At 60.7% G+C, this 21355-nt stretch carries 19 protein-coding genes; 8 read left to right on the forward strand and 11 right to left on the reverse strand.

Annotation, left to right across the window (positions count from 1 at the left end; genetic code table 11):
• Positions 1 to 32: 32 nt before the first annotated feature.
• Both ACJ8QF_RS13940 and gloA read right to left on the reverse strand, forming a co-directional pair.
• The gene (locus tag ACJ8QF_RS13940) at positions 33 to 1967 is read right to left on the reverse strand and encodes an exoribonuclease II (RefSeq protein ID WP_442537591.1); all 1935 of its coding nucleotides are present in this window, start codon (positions 1965 to 1967) and stop codon (positions 33 to 35) included.
• A gap of 187 nt (positions 1968 to 2154) precedes the next feature.
• Positions 2155 to 2682, reverse strand: a complete 528-nt coding sequence (gloA, locus tag ACJ8QF_RS13945) for a lactoylglutathione lyase (protein ID WP_049188996.1) — start codon at positions 2680 to 2682, stop codon at positions 2155 to 2157.
• Between the two features lie 99 nt (positions 2683 to 2781).
• On the opposite strand from gloA, the gene ACJ8QF_RS13950 reads away from it, so the two are divergent.
• Positions 2782 to 3636, forward strand: a complete 855-nt coding sequence (locus ACJ8QF_RS13950) for a LysR family transcriptional regulator (protein WP_015378022.1) — start codon at positions 2782 to 2784, stop codon at positions 3634 to 3636.
• A gap of 15 nt (positions 3637 to 3651) precedes the next feature.
• On the opposite strand, the gene ACJ8QF_RS13955 is transcribed toward ACJ8QF_RS13950, so the two are convergent.
• Positions 3652 to 5958 (reverse strand): FdhF/YdeP family oxidoreductase, encoded by a 2307-nt coding sequence (locus ACJ8QF_RS13955; RefSeq protein ID WP_131164751.1) that lies wholly within the window; start codon positions 5956 to 5958, stop codon positions 3652 to 3654.
• Positions 5959 to 6240: 282 nt separating this feature from the next.
• On the opposite strand from ACJ8QF_RS13955, the gene dacD reads away from it, so the two are divergent.
• Entirely contained in the window at positions 6241 to 7410 is a 1170-nt protein-coding gene (gene dacD, locus ACJ8QF_RS13960) for a serine-type D-Ala-D-Ala carboxypeptidase DacD (protein WP_131164750.1), read from the forward strand.
• Between the two features lie 65 nt (positions 7411 to 7475).
• Positions 7476 to 8381, forward strand: coding sequence for a LysR family transcriptional regulator (locus ACJ8QF_RS13965; protein WP_004930593.1), 906 nt, complete (start codon positions 7476 to 7478; stop codon positions 8379 to 8381).
• Positions 8382 to 8468: 87 nt separating this feature from the next.
• Here the strand turns inward: ACJ8QF_RS13965 and ACJ8QF_RS13970 are convergent, their stop codons facing one another.
• Together ACJ8QF_RS13970 and ACJ8QF_RS13975 are read right to left on the reverse strand one after the other, a co-directional pair.
• A complete protein-coding gene (locus ACJ8QF_RS13970) occupies positions 8469 to 9017 on the reverse strand; it encodes an inclusion body family protein (RefSeq protein ID WP_015378018.1) in 549 nt (182 codons plus the stop codon).
• 461 nt (positions 9018 to 9478) lie between these two features.
• The gene (locus tag ACJ8QF_RS13975) at positions 9479 to 10663 is read right to left on the reverse strand and encodes a CMD domain-containing protein (RefSeq protein WP_442537592.1); all 1185 of its coding nucleotides are present in this window, start codon (positions 10661 to 10663) and stop codon (positions 9479 to 9481) included.
• A 17-nt stretch (positions 10664 to 10680) separates the two neighbouring features.
• On the opposite strand from ACJ8QF_RS13975, the gene ACJ8QF_RS13980 reads away from it, so the two are divergent.
• Positions 10681 to 10938: a hypothetical protein gene (locus ACJ8QF_RS13980; RefSeq protein ID WP_004930590.1), complete on the forward strand. Its 258-nt coding sequence runs from the start codon at positions 10681 to 10683 to the stop codon at positions 10936 to 10938.
• Between the two features lie 146 nt (positions 10939 to 11084).
• On the opposite strand, the gene sapF is transcribed toward ACJ8QF_RS13980, so the two are convergent.
• The 5 genes from sapF to sapA are packed head-to-tail and all read right to left on the reverse strand — an operon-like array spanning position 11085 to position 16379.
• Entirely contained in the window at positions 11085 to 11897 is an 813-nt protein-coding gene (gene sapF, locus ACJ8QF_RS13985; protein WP_442537593.1) for a putrescine export ABC transporter ATP-binding protein SapF, read from the reverse strand.
• A 1-nt stretch (position 11898) separates the two neighbouring features.
• Complete coding sequence (gene sapD, locus ACJ8QF_RS13990; protein WP_004930587.1) at positions 11899 to 12891, reverse strand: putrescine export ABC transporter ATP-binding protein SapD; 993 nt, start codon at positions 12889 to 12891, stop codon at positions 11899 to 11901.
• Positions 12891 to 13781 (reverse strand): putrescine export ABC transporter permease SapC, encoded by an 891-nt coding sequence (gene sapC / locus ACJ8QF_RS13995; RefSeq protein WP_004930580.1) that lies wholly within the window; start codon positions 13779 to 13781, stop codon positions 12891 to 12893. The genes sapD and sapC overlap by 1 nt, the downstream gene beginning before the upstream one ends.
• The gene (gene sapB, locus ACJ8QF_RS14000; protein WP_004930575.1) at positions 13768 to 14733 is read right to left on the reverse strand and encodes a putrescine export ABC transporter permease SapB; all 966 of its coding nucleotides are present in this window, start codon (positions 14731 to 14733) and stop codon (positions 13768 to 13770) included. The genes sapC and sapB overlap by 14 nt, the downstream gene beginning before the upstream one ends.
• Complete coding sequence (gene sapA, locus ACJ8QF_RS14005; RefSeq protein ID WP_015378016.1) at positions 14730 to 16379, reverse strand: ABC transporter substrate-binding protein SapA; 1650 nt, start codon at positions 16377 to 16379, stop codon at positions 14730 to 14732. The genes sapB and sapA overlap by 4 nt, the downstream gene beginning before the upstream one ends.
• Positions 16380 to 16583: 204 nt before the next feature.
• On the opposite strand from sapA, the gene folE2 reads away from it, so the two are divergent.
• Genes folE2 through zigA form a run of 3 tightly spaced genes read left to right on the forward strand, consistent with a single transcriptional unit; the run spans position 16584 to position 19258 of the window.
• The gene (folE2, locus tag ACJ8QF_RS14010) at positions 16584 to 17510 is read left to right on the forward strand and encodes a GTP cyclohydrolase FolE2 (RefSeq protein WP_442537594.1); all 927 of its coding nucleotides are present in this window, start codon (positions 16584 to 16586) and stop codon (positions 17508 to 17510) included.
• Entirely contained in the window at positions 17500 to 18060 is a 561-nt protein-coding gene (locus ACJ8QF_RS14015) for a carbonate dehydratase (RefSeq protein WP_049239781.1), read from the forward strand. The genes folE2 and ACJ8QF_RS14015 overlap by 11 nt, the downstream gene beginning before the upstream one ends.
• Before the next feature lie 10 nt (positions 18061 to 18070).
• Entirely contained in the window at positions 18071 to 19258 is a 1188-nt protein-coding gene (gene zigA, locus ACJ8QF_RS14020; protein WP_004930567.1) for a zinc metallochaperone GTPase ZigA, read from the forward strand.
• 193 nt (positions 19259 to 19451) lie between these two features.
• Here the strand turns inward: zigA and pspF are convergent, their stop codons facing one another.
• A complete protein-coding gene (gene pspF, locus ACJ8QF_RS14025) occupies positions 19452 to 20459 on the reverse strand; it encodes a phage shock protein operon transcriptional activator (RefSeq protein WP_275094827.1) in 1008 nt (335 codons plus the stop codon).
• A gap of 184 nt (positions 20460 to 20643) precedes the next feature.
• Between pspF and pspA the strand changes: the two genes are divergently transcribed.
• A complete protein-coding gene (pspA, locus tag ACJ8QF_RS14030; protein WP_131164745.1) occupies positions 20644 to 21309 on the forward strand; it encodes a phage shock protein PspA in 666 nt (221 codons plus the stop codon).
• Positions 21310 to 21355 lie beyond the last annotated feature (46 nt).

Genomic DNA, 21355 nt, shown 5'->3' on the forward strand with positions numbered 1-21355 from the left:
CGTTTTGCGTTACGACCGTTTCAGGTTGGCGTTCAGGCCACAGGGCGGGCGATCACGCTGCGGGTTTCCATGCGCACTTCAGCGATGGTGACCTGCAAGGTGTCGCTCTGGCGGTAAACCACTTCACCTTTGATCTGCACGGTGCCGGTTTCCTGGCTGCACTGCATCTCGTCACGCACCGCGTGAATGAACGGTGCCGGGATGAAGGCAACCGCGCCGTTGTCCAACAAGCGCACACGCAGGCCGCCGCGTGTCACGTCGATAATCTCGGCGTTGAAGCGGGTATCGGTACCGGCCTTGTCCTGCAGGAAGCGGGCGTACAGCCAGTCGCCGACGTCGCGTTCCGCCATGCGGTTCAGGCGGCGGCGCTCCGCCAGCTGCACCGTCACGTCATCCTGCGGTTTTTCGGCCGATTGCTGGTTGATGATTGCCTTCAGCAGGCGATGGTTGACCATGTCGCCGTATTTACGGATCGGCGATGTCCAGGTGGCGTAAGCCTCCAGCCCCAGACCGAAGTGCGGCCCCGGCGTGGTGCTGATCTCGGCGAAGGTCTGGAAGCGGCGGATGCGGCTGTCGAGGAACTGGGTCGGCTGCGCATCCAGGTGGCGGCGCAGTTCGCAGAAGCCCTCAAGGGTCAGCAGTTTTTCGGCTTCGGCTTCCACGCCGTTAGCCTGCAATACGGTGACCGCTTGCTCAACCAGCGCAGGATCGAAACCGGTGTGCACGTTGTACACGCCGAAGCCCAAACGATCGCGCAGCACGATGGCGGCGCAGACGTTGGCGGCGATCATGCACTCTTCAACGATGCGGTTGGCGCTGCGGCGCTGCTCGGTGACGATCTCCAGCACGTCGCCTTTTTCACCCAGCACGAAGCGGTAGTCCGGGCGATCTTTGAATACCAGCGCATGCTGGTGGCGCCAGGCGTTACGCGCGTCGCAAACGCGTTTCAACAGGGTGATCTGTTGTGCGATGGCGTCGCTCGGCGGTTGCCAGCCGGCAATGCCTTCCAGCCAGTCGGAAACTTCGTCGTACACCAGTTTGGCTTTGGATTCGATCTCGGCGGCGAAGAACTGAATATCGTCGCCCAGCGCGCCGTCGGCGGCGATGGTCACGCGGCAAGCCAGCACCTGACGGCGCTCATTAGGGCGCAGTGAGCACAGGTTGTCCGACAGATCGCGCGGCAGCATTGGGATATTGAAGCCCGGCAGATAGTTGGTGAAGGCGCGCACGCGGGCGATATCGTCCAGCTTGCTGCCTTGCTCGACGTAGGCGGTCGGATCGGCGATGGCGATGGTCAACTGCAGCGAACCGTCACCGTTGTCGGTCACGTACAGCGCATCGTCCATGTCTTCGGTGCTGGCGCTGTCGATGGTGACGAATTCAAGCGCGGTCAGGTCTTCACGCGTCAGCGCGGCGTCCGGCTCGCTAAGGGCCTGCATCTCCGGCGCTTCTTTTTCCAGATTGTGGCGTGCCAGCGTCACCCACCACGGGGCGAAATGGTCTTCACCGTTGGTGATAAACTGGGTCAGATCGGCGTTGAAGCCGCGATCGCCTTTCAGCGGATGGCGGCGCATTTCCGCCACCGCCCAGTCGCCGGCCTGGAAGTTGTGGGTCAATTCACGCACCGGGCGGCACGGAATCGCCTCTTTCAGCAACGGATGATCGGGCACGATGGACAGACGATCGTCGCGCTTTTGCACGCGGCCGACAAAGCGCGACAGGAATGGCTCGACCAGGGTTTCCGGCTCGGCGATTTCGCGCTCTTTCTCGGTGTGCAGGGTGGCGATAATGCGATCCCCGTGCATGACTTTCTTCATGTACGGCGGCGGAATGAAGTAGCTTTTTTGACCGTCTACTTCAAGAAAGCCAAAGCCTTTCTCAGTCCCTTTCACGACGCCTTCAACGCGCGGGGTCTGAGAGTGAAGTTGCTGTTTTAGCTGCGCCAGCAGCGGGTTATCTTGAAACATATCGTCCAGTGAATGGGTTGTGAGTGGCAAGATTTGCGGCTGACAGTTTTACGCGAATCACCCGCTGCGAGCAAGCCTAACGTCACGGAACCCCGCGTTGCCGCGCGATTTTGCGCAAGAATGGTCAATCGAAGCGCTATCGACGAAAAACCCCGGCGCGAGGGCCGGGGTGAAGGGCGGGTGACAATCAGCCCCGCAGCGGCGTCGGCTGCAGGATTTCAATCCAGTAATCGTCCGGATCGCGAATGAACGCCACGTAGTTCATGCGGCCTTCATGCAGGCGTTTCTGGAAGGTGACGCCCAGGCGCTCAAAACGCTCACAGGCGGCGCGCACGTCCGGCACCGTGACGCACAGGTGGCCAAAGCCGCGCGGCTCGCCGTTGCCGTTGTGGTAGTGGAAATCCGCCTGATTTTCGGTGCCGTGGTTATGGGTCAGTTCGAGAATGCCCGGTTGGCTCAGCGCCCAGCGTTTGCGTTCGTCGTCATCCTGCGGGATCTGCTCGAGCGGGCTGCGCGTCAGGTAGCAAATGGTGAAAGCGGCTTCTTCGAACGTTTCCAGATAGACAGGCGTAAAGCCCAGTACGCGGGTATAGAAATCCAGCGCCTTGGTCAGGTCCTTCACGCGGATCATGGTGTGGTTGAACACGTAACCATCGGTTACCGCGTCCGGTTGGGCCGCCACGCCGGGCAGCGTCAGTAGGTCATTCAGTGGCATCAGAGATCCTCCTCAGGGTGTCGGCAGACTGTAGATGAAATCGATGCTAATCTAAAGTGATTGTTTTTAACTAAAACACTAACTAAAAGTGAATGATAAATGAAGCTGAGTCAGCTGAAGTTTTTCTGCACCGTGGTGGAACACAAAACCATCGCCGCCGCCGCCCGCGAGCTGCACTGCGTGCCTTCCAACGTCACGCTGCGGCTGCGCGAGCTGGAGGAGTCGCTGGGCGGCGAGCTGTTTTTCCGCGACAAGAACCGGCTGTACGTGAATCCCAAAGGACGACTGTTCTATCAGCAGGCGCGCGACATCGTGGCGCAGGCCGAGCGCAGCAAGCAGCTGTTCGCCGGCGAGCAACAGCATGGGCTGTTAAACCTCGGCGCGCTGGATTTTTCGCTGGTCAGTCACTTGCCGGCGCGCATTGCCCGGCTGCGCCGTTTACAGCCTCATTTGCACATCAACGTGCTGAGCCGCGACTCGCTGGTGCTGGAACGCATGCTGATCGACAGCGATCTCGATCTGGCGATTACCGACGGCCCAATTGAACATCCGCTGCTGGCCAGCCAAAAGGCGTTTGACGAACGGCTGGTGCTGCTGATGCCGGCGGATGTCGGGCAGCCCGACGCCGCCACGCTGGCGCCGCTGGAGTTTTACACGTTCAGCCGCGAGTGCTCGTTCCGGCTGAAGGTCGATCACTGGCTGGCCTCGCGCGGGCTGAAACCGCGCATGACGCTGGAAATGGAATCTTATGCCGCGATGGCAGCCTGCGTGCAGGCCGGTTGCGGTGTCGCCTGCGTGCCGGGTTCGTTGCTGCCGCTGATCTTGCCGGCGCCGGGGCTGAAGGTGGTGGAAATGGGCGAGGAGGGCGTGAGCGATCTCTATTTCGTCTGGCGGCGGCATCAGCTGTCCGAGGAATTGCAGACTATCCTGGAAATATTGGCGCGCCCGGCGTGAACCGGGCGCGCGTTTTCAGGCGATGCGCAGCGACGGTTGCTGCTCGCTGCGGCGAATTGCCACCGGAATCGACTTCGAGGTCGGGGTGCCGGTACCGTCGCCGAAGCTTGCCAGCGGCACCAGCGGGTTGGTTTCAGGGTAGTAGGCCGCCAGATTGCCACGCGGGATGTCGTAACTCACCAGCTTGAATCCATCTACCTTACGCACCACGCCGTCGTTCCACAGGGTTTCTATCTCTACCCGTTCGCCATCCTGCAGGCCCAGCGCCGCCAGATCTTCCGGATGAATGAACAGCACTTCGCGCTGACCGTAAACGCCGCGGTAGCGGTCATCCAGACCATAGATGGTGGTGTTGTACTGATCGTGCGAGCGCAGCGTCTGCAGGGTAAACGGCGCTTGCTCGCCGCCCAGCTGCGGGAACAGAGTAGTCGGCAGCGCGGCGTCGCTGAATTCCGCCTTGCCGCTCGGCGTGGCGAAACGCAGTTCGGCGGCGGCATTGCCCAGGTAGAAGCCGCCGGGCTGCTCGCAGCGCCGGTTGAAATCCTCGAAGCCGGGAATGGTGGCGGCGATGTGATCGCGGATCAGCGAGTAGTCGTCGGCCAGTTCCAGCCAGTCCAGCTGTTGCGTACCGAGCACGGCGTCGGCGATGCCGCAGACGATCGCCGTCTCCGAACGTTGAGTATCCGCCAGCGGTTTGCCGATGCCTTCCGAGGCGTGCACCATGCTGAACGAATCCTCGACCGTGATGTACTGTGAGCCGCTGGCCTGCATGTCCAGTTCGGTGCGGCCGAGCGTCGGCAGGATCAGCGCGTCTTTGCCGGTCACCAGGTGGCTGCGGTTAAGTTTGGTGCTGATGTGTACCGTCAAATCGCAGTTGCGCAGGGCGCGGGCGGTGCGCTCGGTGTCCGGCGCCGCGGCGGCCAGATTGCCGCCCAGCGCGATCAGCACTTTCACTTCGCCGCGCAGCATCGCTTCGATCGCTTCCACCGTGTTGTGGCCCAGCGCGCGATTGGCGGTGAAGTTAAAGTGGCGTTCCAGGCTGTCGAGCAGCGCCTTCGGCGACTTCTCATCGATCCCCATGGTGCGGTTGCCCTGGACGTTGCTGTGGCCGCGTACCGGGCACAGACCGGCGCCCGGTTTGCCCAGTTGCCCGAACAGCAGCTGCAGGTTGGTGATTTCACGCACCGTTGCAATAGAGTGCTTATGCTGAGTCACGCCCATCGCCCAGGTGCAGATCACCCGTTCAGCACCCTGGTAGGTGGCCGCCGCCTGGCGCAATTGCGCTTCGCTCAGGCCCGATTGCGCGGTGATGGTCTGCCACTCGGTGGCGTCCACCTGCGCCAGATAAGCCTCCACGCCGACGCTGTGCCGTTCGATAAACGCCAGGTCAAACAAGGCTGGTTCACCGGCGGCGAGGCGCTGACGGTGGGTTTCCAGCAGGGCTTTCACCATGCCGCGCACCGCCGCCATATCGCCGCCCAGATTCGGCTGGTAATAGGAAGAGCTGATCGGCGAGGATTTTGGCGTCAGCATCTGCACCGGATCCTGCGGATCGGCGAATCTTTCCAGCCCACGCTCGCGCAGGGTGTTAAAGCTGACGATGCGCGCGCCGCGTCGGGCGGCGTTTTTCAGGCTGTGCAGCATGCGCGGGTGGTTGGTGCCGGGGTTTTGACCGAACACGAAGATGGCATCGGCCTTTTCGAAGTCATCGATGCGGATGGTGCCTTTGCCGACGCCGATGCTCTGTTTCAGCCCAACGCCGCTCGCCTCGTGGCACATATTGGAACAGTCGGGGAAGTTGCTGGTGCCGAGCATGCGGCCAAACAGCTGATAAAGGTACGACGCTTCGTTGCTGGCGCGGCCCGAGGTATACAGCTCGATCTGGTTCGGGTTGTCCATGCCGTTGATGTGTTTGGCGATCAGCGCCAGCGCGTCCGGCCAATGGATAGGCTCATAGTGGTCGGTTTCGGCGTTGTAGCGCATCGGATGGGTGAGGCGCCCCTGATACTCGAGGAAATAGTCGCTCTGCTGCTGCAGGGTGCTGACGCTGTGGGCGGCGAAGAACTCAGGCTCCACGGCGCTGCGCGTCGCTTCCCAACTGACCGCTTTGGCGCCGTTTTCGCAAAAGCTGAAGGTGCTGTGATTATCGTCGCCCCAGGCGCAACCGGGGCAGTCGAAGCCGCGCGCCTTGTTGACGCGCATCAGGTTGCGCATGTTTTTTAGCGTTTGTTTACTGTCGAGGACAAAGCGGGTGGTGGCTTCAAGCGAACCCCAGCCGCCCGCCGGGCCGGTATAAGGCTTGATTGACGGTTTGAATTTCATGGTGACACTTCGCAGGTGGTTGTAGCTAAAAAGTAAACGCTTTTTTATGCGTTTTGCGTATTTATGTCACAAGTTTAGGAGCGCGGCAGGCGGGCGTCTAATCGAATGGTGCAATGGCGGCATAGAGCATATCTATCGCAGATGGATGTTGACCTAAACAAATGGTTGCATAAAGACACCCGCTGCAAAAGAGTAATGGTTTCGCCTGAAAGTGAATTCATGCAGTCTATCTCGCGGATTATATTGGCATTTTATTTAGCCTGCGGGCCTGAGGAACACAGCGTGAAGCGTTCAGTATCAGTAGTGATTGGCGGTATGTTACTGCCTTTGGCGGCGCAGGCGGCGGAAACGGCGTCCCATTTTCCCGCCATGACTCCGCCGGCGATAGACGCCGCCTCTTACGTTTTGATGGATTACACCACTGGCCAGGTGTTGGCCGCCGGCAATGCCGACGAGCGGCGCAATCCGGCCAGCCTGACCAAACTGATGACCGGGTTGGTGATCGACCACGCGCTCGACCAGCATAAGATTGGCCTCGACGATGTCGTCACCGTGGGGAAAGACGCCTGGGCGCAGGGCAACCCGGTGTTCAAAGGATCCTCGCTGATGTTTCTGAAACCAGGTGACAGGGTCACGGTTCGCGATCTCAGCCGCGGCATCATCATTGATTCCGGCAACGATGCCTGCGTGGCGATGGCGGACTATGTGGCGGGCAGCCAGGCCAACTTCGTCAAGCTGATGAACGAAAAGAGCGCCCAGCTGGGATTGCAGAACACCCATTTTGAGACGGTGCACGGGCTGGATGCGCCAGGGCAGTTCACCACCGCCGGCGATCTGGCGGTGATCGCGCGCGCCATCATCATGAGCGAGCCGGCGGAATACCACATGTACAGCGAGAAATCGCTGACCTGGAACGGCATCACGCAGCAGAACCGCAACGGCCTGCTGTGGGATAAGACTCTGCACGTCGACGGCCTGAAAACCGGGCACACCGCCTCGGCCGGCTTCAACATCATCGCCTCCGCCACCGAAGGAGATCGCCGCCTGATCGCTGTGGTGATGGGCGGCAAAAGTTCCAAAGGCCGCGAGGAACAGGCGCGTAAGCTGTTGACGTGGGGGCTGCGCGACTTTACCACGGTGCACCTGTTCAGCGCCGGCCAGAGCCTGGGGGAAGAACCGGTCTGGTACGGCGAAAACCACCGCTTGCCGGTCGGCAGTGCGCAGGACCAGTCGCTCAGCCTGCCGAAAAGCGAGGCGGACAAACTGAAGGCGCAGTACGTGATCAATGCTGCGCGGCTGGAAGCGCCGGTCAACAAAGGACAAACCGTTGGCGAGATCCGCATCAGCGATAATGGCCAGGTGGTGAAAACCCTGCCGCTGGTGGCGCTGCAGGCGGTGCCGCAGGGCGGCGTGTTCTCACGCCTGATGGATTACATGAAGCTGAAGCTCTGACTCACCGGGCGAGCGACGACGCCCGGTGGTATACTGAGCGCGAATGCCGATCATTGAGCCGCGCTATGGATATTAAACAACTGATTTATTTGTGTAATTTAGAACGGGAACGCCACTTCGGCCGGGCGGCGGAGGCCAGCTTCGTCAGCCAGCCGACGTTGTCCATGCGATTGAAAAACCTGGAAAAAGAGCTGGGCGTTTCGCTGATTAACCGCGGCAACCATTTCGGCGGTTTTACCGCCGAAGGCGAGCGGGTGCTGGCGTGGGCGCGTGAGATCGTCTCGGTTTACCAAGGGCTGAAGCTGGAGGTGGAGTCGCTCAAGCACGGTTTGCACGGTACGTTACGCCTTGGCGTGGTGCCGCAGTGCAGCATCTCGGTGGCGGAAATGCTCAAGGCGGTCAGCGAGCGTTATCCGCATCTTGATTACCGGCTGGCGGTGCTGAGCGCCGATCAACTGCTGGAGGCGTTGACGGCGCATACCGTCGACATCGGCATCGGCTTTTTCGAGCTGTCGACGCTGAAGGAACTGCATTTTCAATCACAACCGCTGGTGGAAACCGGCGTTGAGCTGGTATTTCATCCGCAACACTTCCCTAAGCTGGTGGGCGACACACCGTTGCCGCTGGAGGCGGTGGCCGCCTTGCCGCTGTGCCTGGCCGAGCCGACGCGGTATTTTCGCCGCTATCTCGATCAGCATTTCCGCGACGCCGGGTTGACGCTGCACCCGCGGCTGGAAACCGCTTCGATCTTCCAACTGCTGGAAGGGATTTTCGTCGGCCTGGGTTGCGGGTTGTTCCCGCGCGGCCAGTTGCAATCGCCGCTGATGCCGGAACTGCAGCGGCGGCCGGTGGCCATCGCCGCCATGCCGCGCCATGCGGCGGTGGTGGTTGATATGGCGGAGCGCGCCACGCCGTTGGCGCAAAAATTCTTCGATGCCGCCAGCGAGTGGCTGCGTCGGCAAAAGGAATAGAGACGTTTAAGTTTATCCGATGTTCCCCCATGATTATGGCCCCACGGGGCCATAATCATGTTTTCTCTAACGGCCGATGAAATCATGTTAATTACTGATGGTAATGGTCGGATCCCAATAGAAATAACCCAGTAATTTCTGATCGCCGCCGTTTGGCCGATAATAAAGGCCAAATTGGATGCAATAGTTTTCCGTGCCGGTATTGGTAATGTCCGCCTGTATAAACCAATAGGTTTGGTTGGTGAAGCTGACGGGGAATACGGTATTTTGCGCCGGCATCATCGAGCTGCGGGTATACATTTTGAAGGTCGGGTTGGAGAAAACCTGGGTGCCGCTGCCGAACTGCGGCAGCCCGTAGATCAGCACGCTGGCGTCGAAATTGGCGGATTCCGAGGTGCCGGTCCAGCGAATGACGTCGCCGACATTGGCTTTAAAATTCAGGTCCGCCGTACCGGAGCCGCCGATCACCTGTTCGGAGGTGACGACCATATAGGCGTATTGATGGCCAATGCCCGTCGGGTTGCCGGCGTCCTGGCTGGGGTTGTTATTCTCGAATGCTTCTATCAGGGCATCGGTATCGATGACGACAATCACGTTAACGATACTGTTGCTGGATTTAAGTTCTTGTTCAGACATAGGGTTACCTCACAATATTTTTTTGCTGTGATAGAAAATTAAAATAATGGGAATAACGGCGAGCGTTTATCTTTGTTGAATATTTAAAAGGGGGCATCACAACGCCGCTATCGGCTTAATCATAGAAACGAAATAGCAAGACGACCACTGCTGAAAGGTTAGGGGTGTTAATGAGTTCATCTATTAATTAGCAGGGTTAAAACCTTGTTTTACTGCTTATGCGATGAGAACGGTTACAGAATTGAGCGATGGCGCAATCTGCCTATTGCTTTGTTTGCAGACATAATTTTGACGAACCCTGTTTTTCGCCGATGCTAGAACAAAACGAATCATAATCCTGATAAATGAAGTGTGTTTGGATTTTTGCTTTATCAATTTATATTTTGGTGAAGTTTTTCGCCGAAACAGAGAAGGGTGAGTTAACGGCGAAGGACGCTAGCCGTCAACTCAGTGATGACAGATCACGGCGCCGGTTGTGCCGGTTCCGCATCGCCCAGCGTTTGGCGCAGGCGATTTTCCCAGGCGTAGAGCGCGGCGGTGAGGATCACTTCCAGCGCCTGCGCCTGATTCAGGCCGCTGTTGAACAACGGCTGCACGCTCTGCGGGGTGAACTTCTCCGGTGCGCGCGTCAGCTCGGCGGCAGTGCGCATCACCGCGAGTTTTACCGAGTCTTCGGTATACGCCAGTCCCTGAGGCAGCCCGGCGAACAGCGCCTGAACCAATCCCTCATCCTGTAATTCTTGCGCGACGGTGGCCGCGCAGTAATGGCTGCCGTTGATGCGCGAGACCGCCAGCGTCGCCAGCGCCTTCAGGCGGCTCGATAACCCATATCCTTCGGCATTGATGCCGTTGAACACCCCGTTACGCTCGCGCAGTGCGGCGGCATCGTGCGCCAACAGCAGATAATAAGATTCGGCGCGCGCCTGCGGGTGGCTCTGATCCAGCACATCAAGCTGTTCGGCGGCGGCGGCTTCCGTGTCGATTGGCGGCAGACGCGCGGTCCAGCTTAACTCTTCGGCACTGAACGCGACGCCATCGGCGTCTTCGACGTTAGGGAAGCCGGGCACCACCACCGCCGGCCGGCCGGCCAACGCCGCGACACCCGCGACCACGCGCGCCTGATAGCTGACAAAACCGATCACCTGCGAAAAGGTGACGATATCCGCCGGGCTCAGCCCGACGTCGGCGAGCTGTTGCAGCGCCTTGCGGCAAATCAGCGTGGGCTGGCTGGCAAGCTGGCGGGCATATTGGGTGATCTGAGCAAGGCGGATATTGCTTTCCCGGGAGGCGTCCGGGCTGTGCAGCGGGGCGAGGCGGGCGGCGTAGTGGCTACAAAGCGATTGCACGCCCGTCACCTGAGCGACGGTCAGCGCGGTGCTGAGGCGATCATAGGGTGACAATGTCACGTATCGTGACAGCGAAACCTGGTCGGGAAACAGCGCGTGGTAGCCGGCCAACGAGGCGCTGAACACGCCGGCGCGAGCGCTGAGCGCATTGTTTAAGGCTTCATCGGCGAAGGCGCCCAGCCCCAGCAGAAAGCGATCGCGAAGGGTGGCCGCCTGCGGTTCCAGCGGCGCATCGCCCCGCACGCTGCTTTGGGTTTCGTGATACCACTGGGCATTATGTTGTCGACGGAGTCGTTCCATAGGGTCAATCCTTAATCATGATCAACAGCCGCCGCTGCGCGCGGCAGCGTCGGCTGGACAAAGAGGCAACATGCCCGCAGGCGGGGCGAAAGGCGGTTTTAGCGCAGCTCATCACAGCAGAGGGCGTGGCCGTAAACAGAAAAACCGGCTGCCAGCGTGAGCAGAAACTGCGTAAGGCGGCGATGGCGAATGCTGTTCATCAGTGCGATATCCTGTCGTATGAGAAGTGCAACGTAGGGGATATCCTCACCGATCGCCCTGGCGAGATAAAATAATGTTACGGACTAATCAATAACTGAAAGGAATAAAATATAAGGATATATAACAAGAATGTAATTTGCATGTGCGCTTTCTTGCTAAGCGGCAGGCGCGCAAGGCGATAAAAAACCCGCCGCAGCGGGTTTGTAGGTGAAGGCGTGACTCAGAAGCGGCCGCCGTCGCGCCGCCAGGCATCGGCGGTCAGCGCCTCGCCGAAGTGGCTGGCGATAAGGCGCTTGGTCAATTCGTGCAGCGGCGCCGCCAACACCTCCGCGGTGCTGCCGCGTTCGACGATTTCCCCTTCGTGCATCACCAGCACCTGGTCGCTGATATGCTTCATCATGCCGAGGTGCTGGGTGACGTAGATATAGGAAATACCGTGTTTTTCCTGCAGCTCAAGCATCAGGTTGATGATTTGCGAGCGCATCGACATGTCCAGCGAGGCCAGCGCCTCATCGGCGACGATCACCTTCGGTTGCAGGATCAGCGCACGGGCCAGCGCGACGCGCTGTTTTTGCCCGGAGGCCAGCATGTGCGGATAGTAGTAGGCGTGATCCGGCAGCATGCCGACCTGGCGCAGCGTCTGGTTGATACGCTGCTCGCGCTCGGCAGGCTCAAGATTGGTGTTCAGCCGCAGCGGCGCGTCCAGCAGCTGGCCGATGCGCTGGCGCGGGTTGAGCGAGGTGCTCGGATCCTGAAAAATCATGCGAATGCGCTGGCTGCGGTAGCGATAGTCGCCGAATTCCAGCGGATGATCGTCGATCAACAGTTCGCCGGCGGTCGGTTCTACCATGCCGGAGAGCATCTTCGCCAGCGTGGATTTGCCGGAGCCGTTCTCGCCGATTACCGCCAGCGTCTGGCCTTCGCGCAGGGTAAAGCTGACCGATTTCACCGCCTCGACGTGCTGGCGGCGGAACAGCCCGGTGCGATAGCGGTAGGTTTTGCTCAGGTTGCGCACTTCCAACAGCGTTTCCATGTTATTGCTCCTCCATGTTCAGCGGGAAGTGGCAGGCGAAGAAGTGGTTCTTGACCGGGCGCAGGCGCGGCGTTTCGATGCACTTCTTCTGCGCGTAAGGGCAGCGCGGCCCCAGGCGGCAGCCGATCGGCAGGTGTTCCAGCGAAGGAATGGCGCCCGGCAGCGTATTCAGCCGGCTTTTGTGCGGCAGCGAGCGGCCGAAGTCCGGCATGGCGCGGATCAGCGCCTGGGTGTAAGGGTGGTGCGGCGCCGCCAGCAGTTCTTCGCACTGGGCGCTTTCCACCGTTTGCCCGCAGTACAAGACGTTCACCCGGTCGGCCCACTTGCTCATCATCTGCAGGTCGTGACTGATCAGCAGAATGGTGGTGTTGTTGTTCTGGTTGAGACGCGCCAACAGGCGGAAAATCTGCGCCTGCGTGGTTGGTTCCATGGCGTTGGTCGGCTCATCGGCGATCAGCAGGCGCGGTTGGTTGGCCAGCGCGATGGCGATCATCACTTTCTGGCACTCGCCTTCCGTCAGCTCGTAGGGGAAGCTGCCCATGATGTCGTCGTGATCCTTGATGCCGACGCGGTGCAGCAACTCGATGGCGCGGCGTTTGCGCCAGTTGAAGCGCTGCCACCAGTGGCCCTTGTAGGTCCAGCCCGGGATGGCCTGCGCCAGCTGGCGGCCGATGCTCTCGGAAGGGTCGAGACAGGACTGCGGTTCCTGGAAGATCATCGACACGTTGTGGCCCACCAGCCTGCGCCGTTCGCGCGGGCTCAGCTGCAGCAGGTCGATGTCGTCGAAGCGGAAACGATCGGCGGTGACGCGCCAGTTGTCTTTGGTCACGCCGCAGATGGCTTTGGCGATCAGGCTCTTGCCGGAGCCCGATTCGCCCACCAGGCCGCGCACCTCGCCCTCGGTCAGCGTCATGCTGACGCGATCGACCGCCTTGACCGGCCCTTCGGCGGTCATAAATTCAATCGTCAGATTGCGGATATCGAGTAACGGCATTATTCCACCCCGGCATTGATTGCGCGGCGCATACCGTCGCCTAACAGGTTAACCAGCAGCACGCTGACGAGGATGGCCGCGCCGGGCAGCATCACCGTCCAGGGCGCGACGTACACCAGCTCAAGCGAATCGCCGAGCATCGCTCCCCATTCAGGCGAAGGCAACTGCGCGCCGAGATCGAGGAAGCCGAGTGCGGCGATATCCAAAATAGCCATCGACAGCGCGCGGGTGAACTCGGTCACCAGCACCGCCGCGATGTTCGGCATGACCGCATACCACAGGATCTGCAGCGTGGAAGCGCCGTCAAGCCGCGCCGCCACCACGTACTCTTTCTCCAGCTCATCGTGCACCGCGCTGTAGATGGTGCGCACCATGCGCGGCAACAAGGCGAGCCACACTGCCAGCATGGCGTGTTCGAGTTTGGGGCCGATAAACGCCACCACCACGATCGCCAGCAGCAGCGACGGAATCGACAGCAGGGTATCGAGGATATGGTTGAGCACCGCCGAGCGCAGCCCGTGGGTGACGCCGGCGAACACGCCGAGGATCACCCCGCAGAACGCCGCGGCCAGCGTCACCGCCAGCGCGGAACCGAAGGTGGCGGCGGTGCCGGTCAACAGGCGGCTGAGGATGTCGCGCCCGAGATCGTCGGTGCCGAGGAAGAACGACACGTTGCCGTAGCGCGACCAGGACGGCGGCAGCAGTTGATAGCCGAGGAACTGCTGATCCAGCGCGTAGGGCGCCAGCAGGCTGCCGAACAGCGACAGCAGCAGCAGGGCGATCACGCCGTAAAAACCGATCATCGCCAGCGCGTCGCCGTAGAAAATCCGCCAGGTGTAGCGCAATGGGCTCGGCATCTTTTTCTCGCGGTATACGTTATCGAAGGGCATACCATTCCTTATGTTTCAGCGGGTTGGTTGCCGCACCCAGAATGTCGGCCAGAACGTTAATGGTGATCACCAGCGTGCCGACCACCATCACGCCGGCGGAGATCGCCGCATAGTCCTGCTGGCGAATGGCGTTGATCAGCCACCGGCCGAGGCCCGGCCAGCTGAAGACCACTTCGGTGATCATCGCCAGCGTGAGCATGGTGGAGAACTGCAGCCCCAGCTTGGGCACGATCGGCGGCAGCGCGTTGTGCAACACGTGGCGACGAATGATGGTGAAGCGCGACAGGCCGCGGGTGGCGGCGGCCTTGATATAGTTTTGGCTCAGCACGTCGTCGGTGCTGATGCGCATCAGCCGCACCACTTCGGTGGTGGGCGCCACCGCCAGCGCGGCGATCGGCAGGATCATGTGGCGCAGCGCGCTGCCAATCATCTCGGCGCGATACGGCGAGTCCGACAGCCAGGCGTCGATCAGCGCAAAACCGGTGATGGGCTTCACCTGATACAGCAGATCGAAACGGCCGGAAACCGGCAGCCAGCCGAGATGCAGCGAGAAGAACAGCATCAGCAGCAGCGCCAGCCAGAACACCGGCATCGAAAAGCCCAGCAGCGCGAAGGTGCTGATGGCGGTGTCCTGCCACTTGCCGCGCAGCACGCCGGCGATGATGCCCAGCGGAATGCCGATAAACAGCGCCAGAGCGAAGGCCAGCAGGCACAGTTCCATGGTGGCCGGGAACACTTCGCGCAGCTGTTCGCTGATCGCCTGGCCGTTGATGCTGGAAACGCCGAAGTCCCAGTGCAGCAGGCTGACGAAGTAGAACTGATAGGCGTCCAGCAGGGCGGCGCCGTTCAGCGGCGCGCGCGGCGTGAAATAGCTCAGGCTGAAGCTGACCAGCGTCAGGAAGAACAGCGTGATCAGCAGCAGCAGAATGCGGCGCAGGGTAAAGATAATCACTTTTTCACCTCCGGCGCGGATTCACGATACACCCCGGCGAACGAGGCGTTGCCGAACGGGCTCAGCACCAATCCCTTGATGTCGTAACGATAGGCCTGCAGGCGCAGGGAAGACGCCAGCGGCAGCACCGGCAGTTGCTGCTCGAGGATTTTCTGCGCCTTGCGGTAGTTGTCGATGCGCTGAGACAGCTGCTGCGACAGCAGCGCGTTCTGCAGCACTTCGTCAAAGCCCGGATCACACCAGTGAGCATAGTTGGTTTGCGAACGGATTGCCGCGCAGCTCAGCAGCGGCCGGAAGAAGCTGTCCGGATCGTTGCTGTCGGTGGCCCAGCCGGTCAAGGTCAGATCGTGGTTCATCTCCATCAGGCGCGCTTCCTGGAAGCGGCCCTCCACCGGCACGATGGTGACGTTGATGCCCACCTGGCCGAGATCGGCCTGGATCAGTTCGGCGGTTTTCAGCGGGCTCGGGTTGTAAGACTGCGAGGCGGTCGGCACCCACAGCTTCAGGTTCAGCTGGCTGACGCCGGCCTGCCGCAGCATCTCGCGCGATTTGGCCGGATCGTACTCGGTGACGTGCGCGTCGTTGTCATAGGCCCAGGAGGCGCGCGGCAGGATCGAGGCGGCGGTTTCCGCCGTGCCGTAATAGATCGACTGCATCAACCGCTGATTGTTGATCGCCAGCGAGATCGCCTGGCGCACGTTGAGGTTGTCGAGCGGCGGTTTACGGGTGTTGAACGCCAGATAGGCGATGTTCATCCCCGGGCGCAGCGTCAGGCGCAGGCGCGGATCGTCGCGCAGAATCGACAGCTGGCTGGCCGCCGGATAGGCCAGTACGTCGCACTCGCCGGTCAGCAGCTTGGAGAGGCGGCCGGTGCCGCCGGCGCCCAGATCGATCACCACCTGCGGCATGCGCGGCAGGCCTTTCCAGTAGGCGGCGTTGCGCGCCAGGCGAATATATTGCCCCGAGCGGTATTCGTTGAGCAGGAACGGGCCGCTGCCGACCGGCTCGCGATCGATCAGCTCCTGATGGCCTTCGCGCGTCAGCGTGTCGGCGTATTCGGCGGACAGCACCGGCGCGTAGTGGGTGGCCAGGTGCCACAGGAACGAGGCGTCCGGCGACTGCAGGCGAATCTCCACCGTGTAGTCGTCGAGCTTTCTCACGCTCTGCACCGAATCACCGAACTGCAGGCTGTCGAAATAGGGGTATTCGCCGCCGTTCACGTCGTGATACGGGTGTTTCTGATCGAATACGCGCGCAAAGCTGAACACCACGTCGTCGGCGTTCATCTTGCGGGTGGGCGTGAACCAGGCGGTGGTCTGGAACGGCACGTCCTTGCGCAAATGGAAGCGGTAGGTGGCGCCGTTATCCAGCACTTCCCAGCTTTGCGCCAGCTCGGGGATCAGACGATAGGTGTAGGGATCGACGTCCAGCAGGCGATCGTACAGCTGGGCGGCCAGGGTATCCACCGTCAGGCCGCTGCTGGCCATTTGCGGGTTGAAGGTATTCAGTATGCCGCTGACGCAATAAACAAAGCCGCTTTGGCGAATGTCCGGCAGCGGCGCCGCGGTGGGCGCGGGCGGTGTTGTCGCGGCCAGGGCAGAGCCCGTCAGGCACAACGACAGTATCCAAAAGGGTAAACCACGCATAGAGGCTCATGGGTTAATCAGCAATAGCGTTAGTGTATCGCACTCTGACCAGCAGCCCAATCCATTGAGCAAAATCGCTGAGTTTTCTGCGACTTGATTAAGCAAGGCGGTTCGCGACGTGAAAAAAATCTTATTTGATATGTTATAACATAACAAAATCGTGTTACCGTTCCCAGGCAAAGTCACAATAACGCAAGGGGATGTATGAACGAAGTTGCACTTCCACCACGCCGTTCGCTGCCGGACGCTCAGGCATGGCGCGGCGAAATGAGTGATGTCGGGCTCGATTGGGTCGGGATGCAAGGGATCGCGCTGCCGCTGGAGCTGGCCGGCAAGCCATTGATGGCGAAGGTCGACGCCGGTATCAACCTGCGCGCCGAAGCGGCGGGGGAACGCGGCATTCACATGTCGCGGCTGTATCTGGCGCTGGACGAGTTGACGCAGGGAGAGCTGACGCCACAGCGCATCGGTCGGACGTTGCAGGCCTTTTTGGCTTCGCAGCCGGAACACAGCGATCGCGCCAGCCTGACGCTCAGCGGCGAGCTGTTGCTGTCACGCCCGGCGCTGCTGTCGCCGCAGCGCGGCTGGAAAGCCTATCCGCTGCGCATCGAGGCCACCCTGACGGACACGCTGACGCTGGCGCTGACCGTCGGCGTGCCTTATTCCTCCACCTGCCCGAGTTCAGCGGCGCTCAGCCGCCAGCTAGCGCAGCAACAGTTCCAGTTTGATTTTGAACAGGAGGCGGAGCGGGTCAGCCAGCGGCAGGTGAGCGAGTGGCTGTTGGAGCAGGGAATGCCGGCCACGCCCCACAGCCAGCGCAGCTGGGCCTGGATCACCGTAACGCCCGAGAATGAACGGGCGTTCGAACCGGTAAAACTGATCGACCGCATCGAACACGCGCTGGGCACGCCAGTGCAAACGCTGGTGAAACGCCGCGTCGAGCAGGCCTTCGCGCTGGCTAACGGTCAGAACCTGATGTTTTGCGAGGATGCGGCGCGGCGCCTGTATCGCATGCTGCGCAGCCAGTGCGACTACCGCGCCTTCTCGCTGCGCGTCGAACATCAGGAGAGCCTGCATGCCCACAATGCGGTGGCGGAGCTGAGCTGGCGGGGAGAACACCATGCTGCGTAAAAATCCCAGCGGCCATCTGCCGCAGGTCTCGCCGCTGGCCTACATCGATCCCACCGCCATTATTTGCGGCCGGGTGATCGTTGAAGATTTCGTTTACGTCGGCCCGTATGCGGTGATCCGCGCCGACGAGTTGAACGCCGCCGGCGACATGGAGCCGATCGTCATCGGCTCGCACTCCAATATTCAGGATGGCGTGGTGATCCACTCCAAAAGCGGGGCGGCGGTCACCATCGGCCGTTACAGCTCTATCGCCCACCGCGCCATCGTCCATGGCCCGTGTCGCATCGGCGATCGGGTGTTTATCGGTTTCAACAGCGTGCTGTTCAACTGCCACGTTCAGTCCGGCTGCGTGGTGCGCTACAACGCGGTGGTGGACGGCGTGACGCTGCCGGAAAACCGCTATATCCCCTCGACTGAACGCGTGGGGCCGGACAGCGATCTGTCGCGCTATCGCCAGGTCGATCGCGGCGCGCTGCAGTTTTCGGAAGAAGTGGCCGCCACCAACGTCGAACTGGTGCGCGGTTATCAGGCATTACGCAATGAATTTTAATGAGGTTTCCATGAAACAACTTCCCGTGACCGTGCTTTCCGGCTTTCTCGGCGCCGGCAAGACCACGGTGCTGAACCATATCCTGAACAACCGGCAGGGCATGCGCGTGGCGGTGATTGTCAACGACATGAGCGAAGTGAACATTGACGCCGCGCTGGTGGAGAATGAAGTGCATCTCGATCGCCAGGAAGAGAAGCTGGTGGAGATGAGCAACGGGTGCATCTGCTGCACGCTGCGCGAAGACCTGCTGGTGTCGGTGCGCGAACTGGCGCAGGAGGGGCGTTTCGATTACCTGTTGATCGAATCGAGCGGCATCTCGGAGCCGCTGCCGGTGGCGGAAACTTTTACCTTTGAGGATGAAACGGGCGAAAGCCTGTCCCAATTCGCCCGGCTGGATACGCTGGTGACGGTGGTCGACGGGGTGAATTTCATTCAGCAATACCAGCAGGCGCAAAGCCTGCAGGAGGCCGGCCAAAGCCTGGGTGAAGACGATCTGCGCAGCGTGGCGGACCTGTTGATTGAGCAAATTGAATTTTGCGACGTGATCCTGGTCAGCAAGACCGATCTGTTGACGCCAACGCAGCAGGGCGAAGTGATGGCACTGCTGGCCAGCCTGAATCCCGACGCCCGCATCGTGCCGATCGCGCCGGGCAAACTGCCGCTGGAGGCGGTGCTGAATACCGGCAGCTTCAGCTTTGAAAAGGCGCAGCAGGCGCCCGGCTGGCTGAAAGAGCTGCGCGGCGAACACGTGCCGGAAACGGAAAGCTACGGCATCAGCAGCTTTGTCTATCAGGCGCGGCGGCCGTTTGCGCCGGACAAGTTCTACCGCGTGATCAACGGCGATTGGGGCGGCGGCAAGCTGCTGCGCTCGAAAGGCTTCTTCTGGCTGGCGACGCGGCCGCGGCAGGCCGGGCAGTGGAGCCAGGCCGGCGGCATCGCCCATTACGGCCTGGCGGGCACCTTTTGGCGCGCGATCCCGCAAGATAATTGGCCGCAGGATCCGCAAACGCGGGCGCATATTCAGGAGAAATGGGTGGAGCCGTTCGGCGACATGCGCCAGGAGTTGGTGTTTATCGGCCAGCACTTGCAACAGGCGGCGATCGTGCGTCTGCTGGACGACTGCCTGCTGAACGACGACGAAATGGCCGCCGGCGTGGACTATTGGCTGGAGATGGCAGACCCGTTCCCTGAGTGGTAATTGCGCAATCTTCGTGTGGTAATGAGAAAAATTCTCAACAAAGTGCTTTACAGACGATACTGATAACTATTATCATCGCCTGGCAGTTCACGGAAGGCCACAGTTTGCGGCTCTGATGTGGAAGGCACGACATTGCTCACATTGCTTCCAGTGTTTTTTAAGCCAGCTCGGGTGCTGGCTTTTTTTTTGCCCGCTATTCCTCGTCCGTTTCGCCGTTTTGCAGCAGCGCATGCTTTTTCAGCATACCGCGTAGCTGATGGTAGGTGAGCCCCAGCAGCTGCGCCGCCTTGCGCTGGTTGAATCGCCCTTGCTGCAGCGCCGCCTCGATCAGCGCCTTCTCTTGCTCCAACTGCCAGTTTTTCAGCTCGAGCGGCAACGACGGCAACACGCCGACGCCTTCAGGGGCGGGCGCAAGCGGCGTGGCCTCGCGTGGTGCAAACGGGTTGATGACGATCTCATCCAGCGGGTTGTCGCTGTCGCCGTGACGATAGACCGAACGTTCCACCACGTTTTTCAGTTCACGCACGTTGCCTGGCCAGCCATACTCGAGCAACGTCTGCCTGGCGCGTTCGGTAAAGCCGGGAAACAGCGGCAGCCCCAGCTCGCGGCACATTTGAATGGCGAAGTGCCCGGCCAGCAACATGATATCGGGCCGGCGTTGGCGCAGCGGCGGCAGCTGCACCACGTCGAACGCCAGCCGGTCCAGCAGATCGGCGCGAAACTTGCCCGCCGCCGCCAGCGCCGGCAGATCGTCGTTGGTGGCGCACACCAACCGCACATCCACCCGCAGCGGCTGGCTGCCGCCCACGCGTTCCAGCTGACCGTATTCGATCACCCGCAGCAATTTCTCCTGCACCAGCATCGGCGCAGTCGCCAGCTCATCGAGGAACAGCGTGCCGCCGTCGGCGCGCTCGAAGCGGCCCAGATGGCGTTTCTGCGCGCCGGTAAAGGCGCCGGCCTCGTGGCCGAACAGCTCGGAGTCCAGCAGGTTTTCATTCAGCGCCGCACAGTTGAGCGAGATGAACGGCCCTTGCCAACGGTTGGAGAGGTAGTGCAGGCGGTGGGCGATCAGCTCCTTGCCGGTGCCGCGCTCGCCGATCACTAGCACCGGTTTGTTCAGCTTTGCCACCTGGGAGACTTGCTCCAAGACTTCGACGAAGGCGTTTGCTTCGCCCAACAAATTCTCTGGCTGTTCGTTCATGATGAAATTCGCCAATGTTTGGTGAAAATAATCACTCTACAGCAAGCGCTCGGAGAGTCAAAAATAAAGAGTTGTTGTTTTTCAATGGTATAAAAGTTGGCACGGGTTTTGATTATATCTTTGGGCAAGCTGTACGACTTAACGCGGCGCTTCAGACGCCATCAGAACCAAGAGGAAGTGAATTATGGGTATTTTTTCTCGTTTTGCCGACATCGTGAACGCCAACATCAACACCCTGCTGGACAAGGCGGAAGATCCGCAGAAGCTGGTGCGGTTGATGATCCAAGAGATGGAAGACACGCTGGTTGAAGTCCGCTCTACGTCGGCGCGCGCGCTGGCGGAGAAAAAGCAGCTGCTGCGTCGCATCGAGCAGGGTGAAAACCAGGTCAGCGACTGGCAGGAAAAAGCCGAGCTGGCGCTGCGCAAAGATAAAGAAGACTTGGCCCGTGCGGCGCTGATCGAAAAACAAAAGGTGGCCGATCTGATCGCCACGCTGACGCAGGAAGTGGCGACCGTAGAAGAAACGCTGGCGCGCATGAAGAGCGAAATCGGCGAGCTGGAAAACAAGCTGACCGAAACCCGCGCGCGGCAGCAGGCGCTGGCGCTGCGCCATCAGGCCGCCTCTTCCTCGCGCGAGGTACGCCGTCAGCTCGACAGCGGCAAGCTGGATGAGGCGATGGCGCGTTTCGAACAGTTCGAGCGCCGCATCGACCACATGGAAGCCGAAGCGGAAAGTATCAGCATCGGTAAAAAGAAGTCGCTGGACCAAGAGTTTGCCGAGCTGAAAGCCGACGACGCCATCAGTGAGCAGCTGGCGGCGCTGAAAGCCAAGATGAACCGCTCAGAGTAAGGCGAACCGCGGCCACACGCCGGAGGTGGCCGCCAATCCAGGACCC

It is taken from the genome of Serratia sp. CY81684 (assembly GCF_052166595.1).
Classification (GTDB): Bacteria; Pseudomonadota; Gammaproteobacteria; order Enterobacterales; family Enterobacteriaceae; genus Serratia; species Serratia nematodiphila.

Excerpts from the sequence above, each read along its gene's own strand:
- ACJ8QF_RS13940 (WP_442537591.1), bottom strand. The coding sequence starts at position 1,967 with ATGTTTCAAGATAACCCGCTGCTGGCGCAGCTAAAACAGCAACTTCAC.
- gloA (WP_049188996.1), bottom strand. The coding sequence starts at position 2,682 with ATGCCACTGAATGACCTACTGACGCTGCCCGGCGTGGCGGCCCAACCG.
- ACJ8QF_RS13950 (WP_015378022.1), top strand. The coding sequence starts at position 2,782 with ATGAAGCTGAGTCAGCTGAAGTTTTTCTGCACCGTGGTGGAACACAAA.
- ACJ8QF_RS13955 (WP_131164751.1), bottom strand. The coding sequence starts at position 5,958 with ATGAAATTCAAACCGTCAATCAAGCCTTATACCGGCCCGGCGGGCGGC.
- ACJ8QF_RS13965 (WP_004930593.1), top strand. The coding sequence starts at position 7,476 with ATGGATATTAAACAACTGATTTATTTGTGTAATTTAGAACGGGAACGC.
- ACJ8QF_RS13970 (WP_015378018.1), bottom strand. The coding sequence starts at position 9,017 with ATGTCTGAACAAGAACTTAAATCCAGCAACAGTATCGTTAACGTGATT.
- ACJ8QF_RS13975 (WP_442537592.1), bottom strand. The coding sequence starts at position 10,663 with ATGGAACGACTCCGTCGACAACATAATGCCCAGTGGTATCACGAAACC.
- ACJ8QF_RS13980 (WP_004930590.1), top strand. The coding sequence starts at position 10,681 with ATGATCAACAGCCGCCGCTGCGCGCGGCAGCGTCGGCTGGACAAAGAG.
- sapF (WP_442537593.1), bottom strand. The coding sequence starts at position 11,897 with ATGGAAACGCTGTTGGAAGTGCGCAACCTGAGCAAAACCTACCGCTAT.
- sapD (WP_004930587.1), bottom strand. The coding sequence starts at position 12,891 with ATGCCGTTACTCGATATCCGCAATCTGACGATTGAATTTATGACCGCC.
- sapC (WP_004930580.1), bottom strand. The coding sequence starts at position 13,781 with ATGCCCTTCGATAACGTATACCGCGAGAAAAAGATGCCGAGCCCATTG.
- sapA (WP_015378016.1), bottom strand. The coding sequence starts at position 16,379 with ATGCGTGGTTTACCCTTTTGGATACTGTCGTTGTGCCTGACGGGCTCT.
- folE2 (WP_442537594.1), top strand. The coding sequence starts at position 16,584 with ATGAACGAAGTTGCACTTCCACCACGCCGTTCGCTGCCGGACGCTCAG.
- ACJ8QF_RS14015 (WP_049239781.1), top strand. The coding sequence starts at position 17,500 with ATGCTGCGTAAAAATCCCAGCGGCCATCTGCCGCAGGTCTCGCCGCTG.
- zigA (WP_004930567.1), top strand. The coding sequence starts at position 18,071 with ATGAAACAACTTCCCGTGACCGTGCTTTCCGGCTTTCTCGGCGCCGGC.
- pspF (WP_275094827.1), bottom strand. The coding sequence starts at position 20,459 with ATGAACGAACAGCCAGAGAATTTGTTGGGCGAAGCAAACGCCTTCGTC.
- pspA (WP_131164745.1), top strand. The coding sequence starts at position 20,644 with ATGGGTATTTTTTCTCGTTTTGCCGACATCGTGAACGCCAACATCAAC.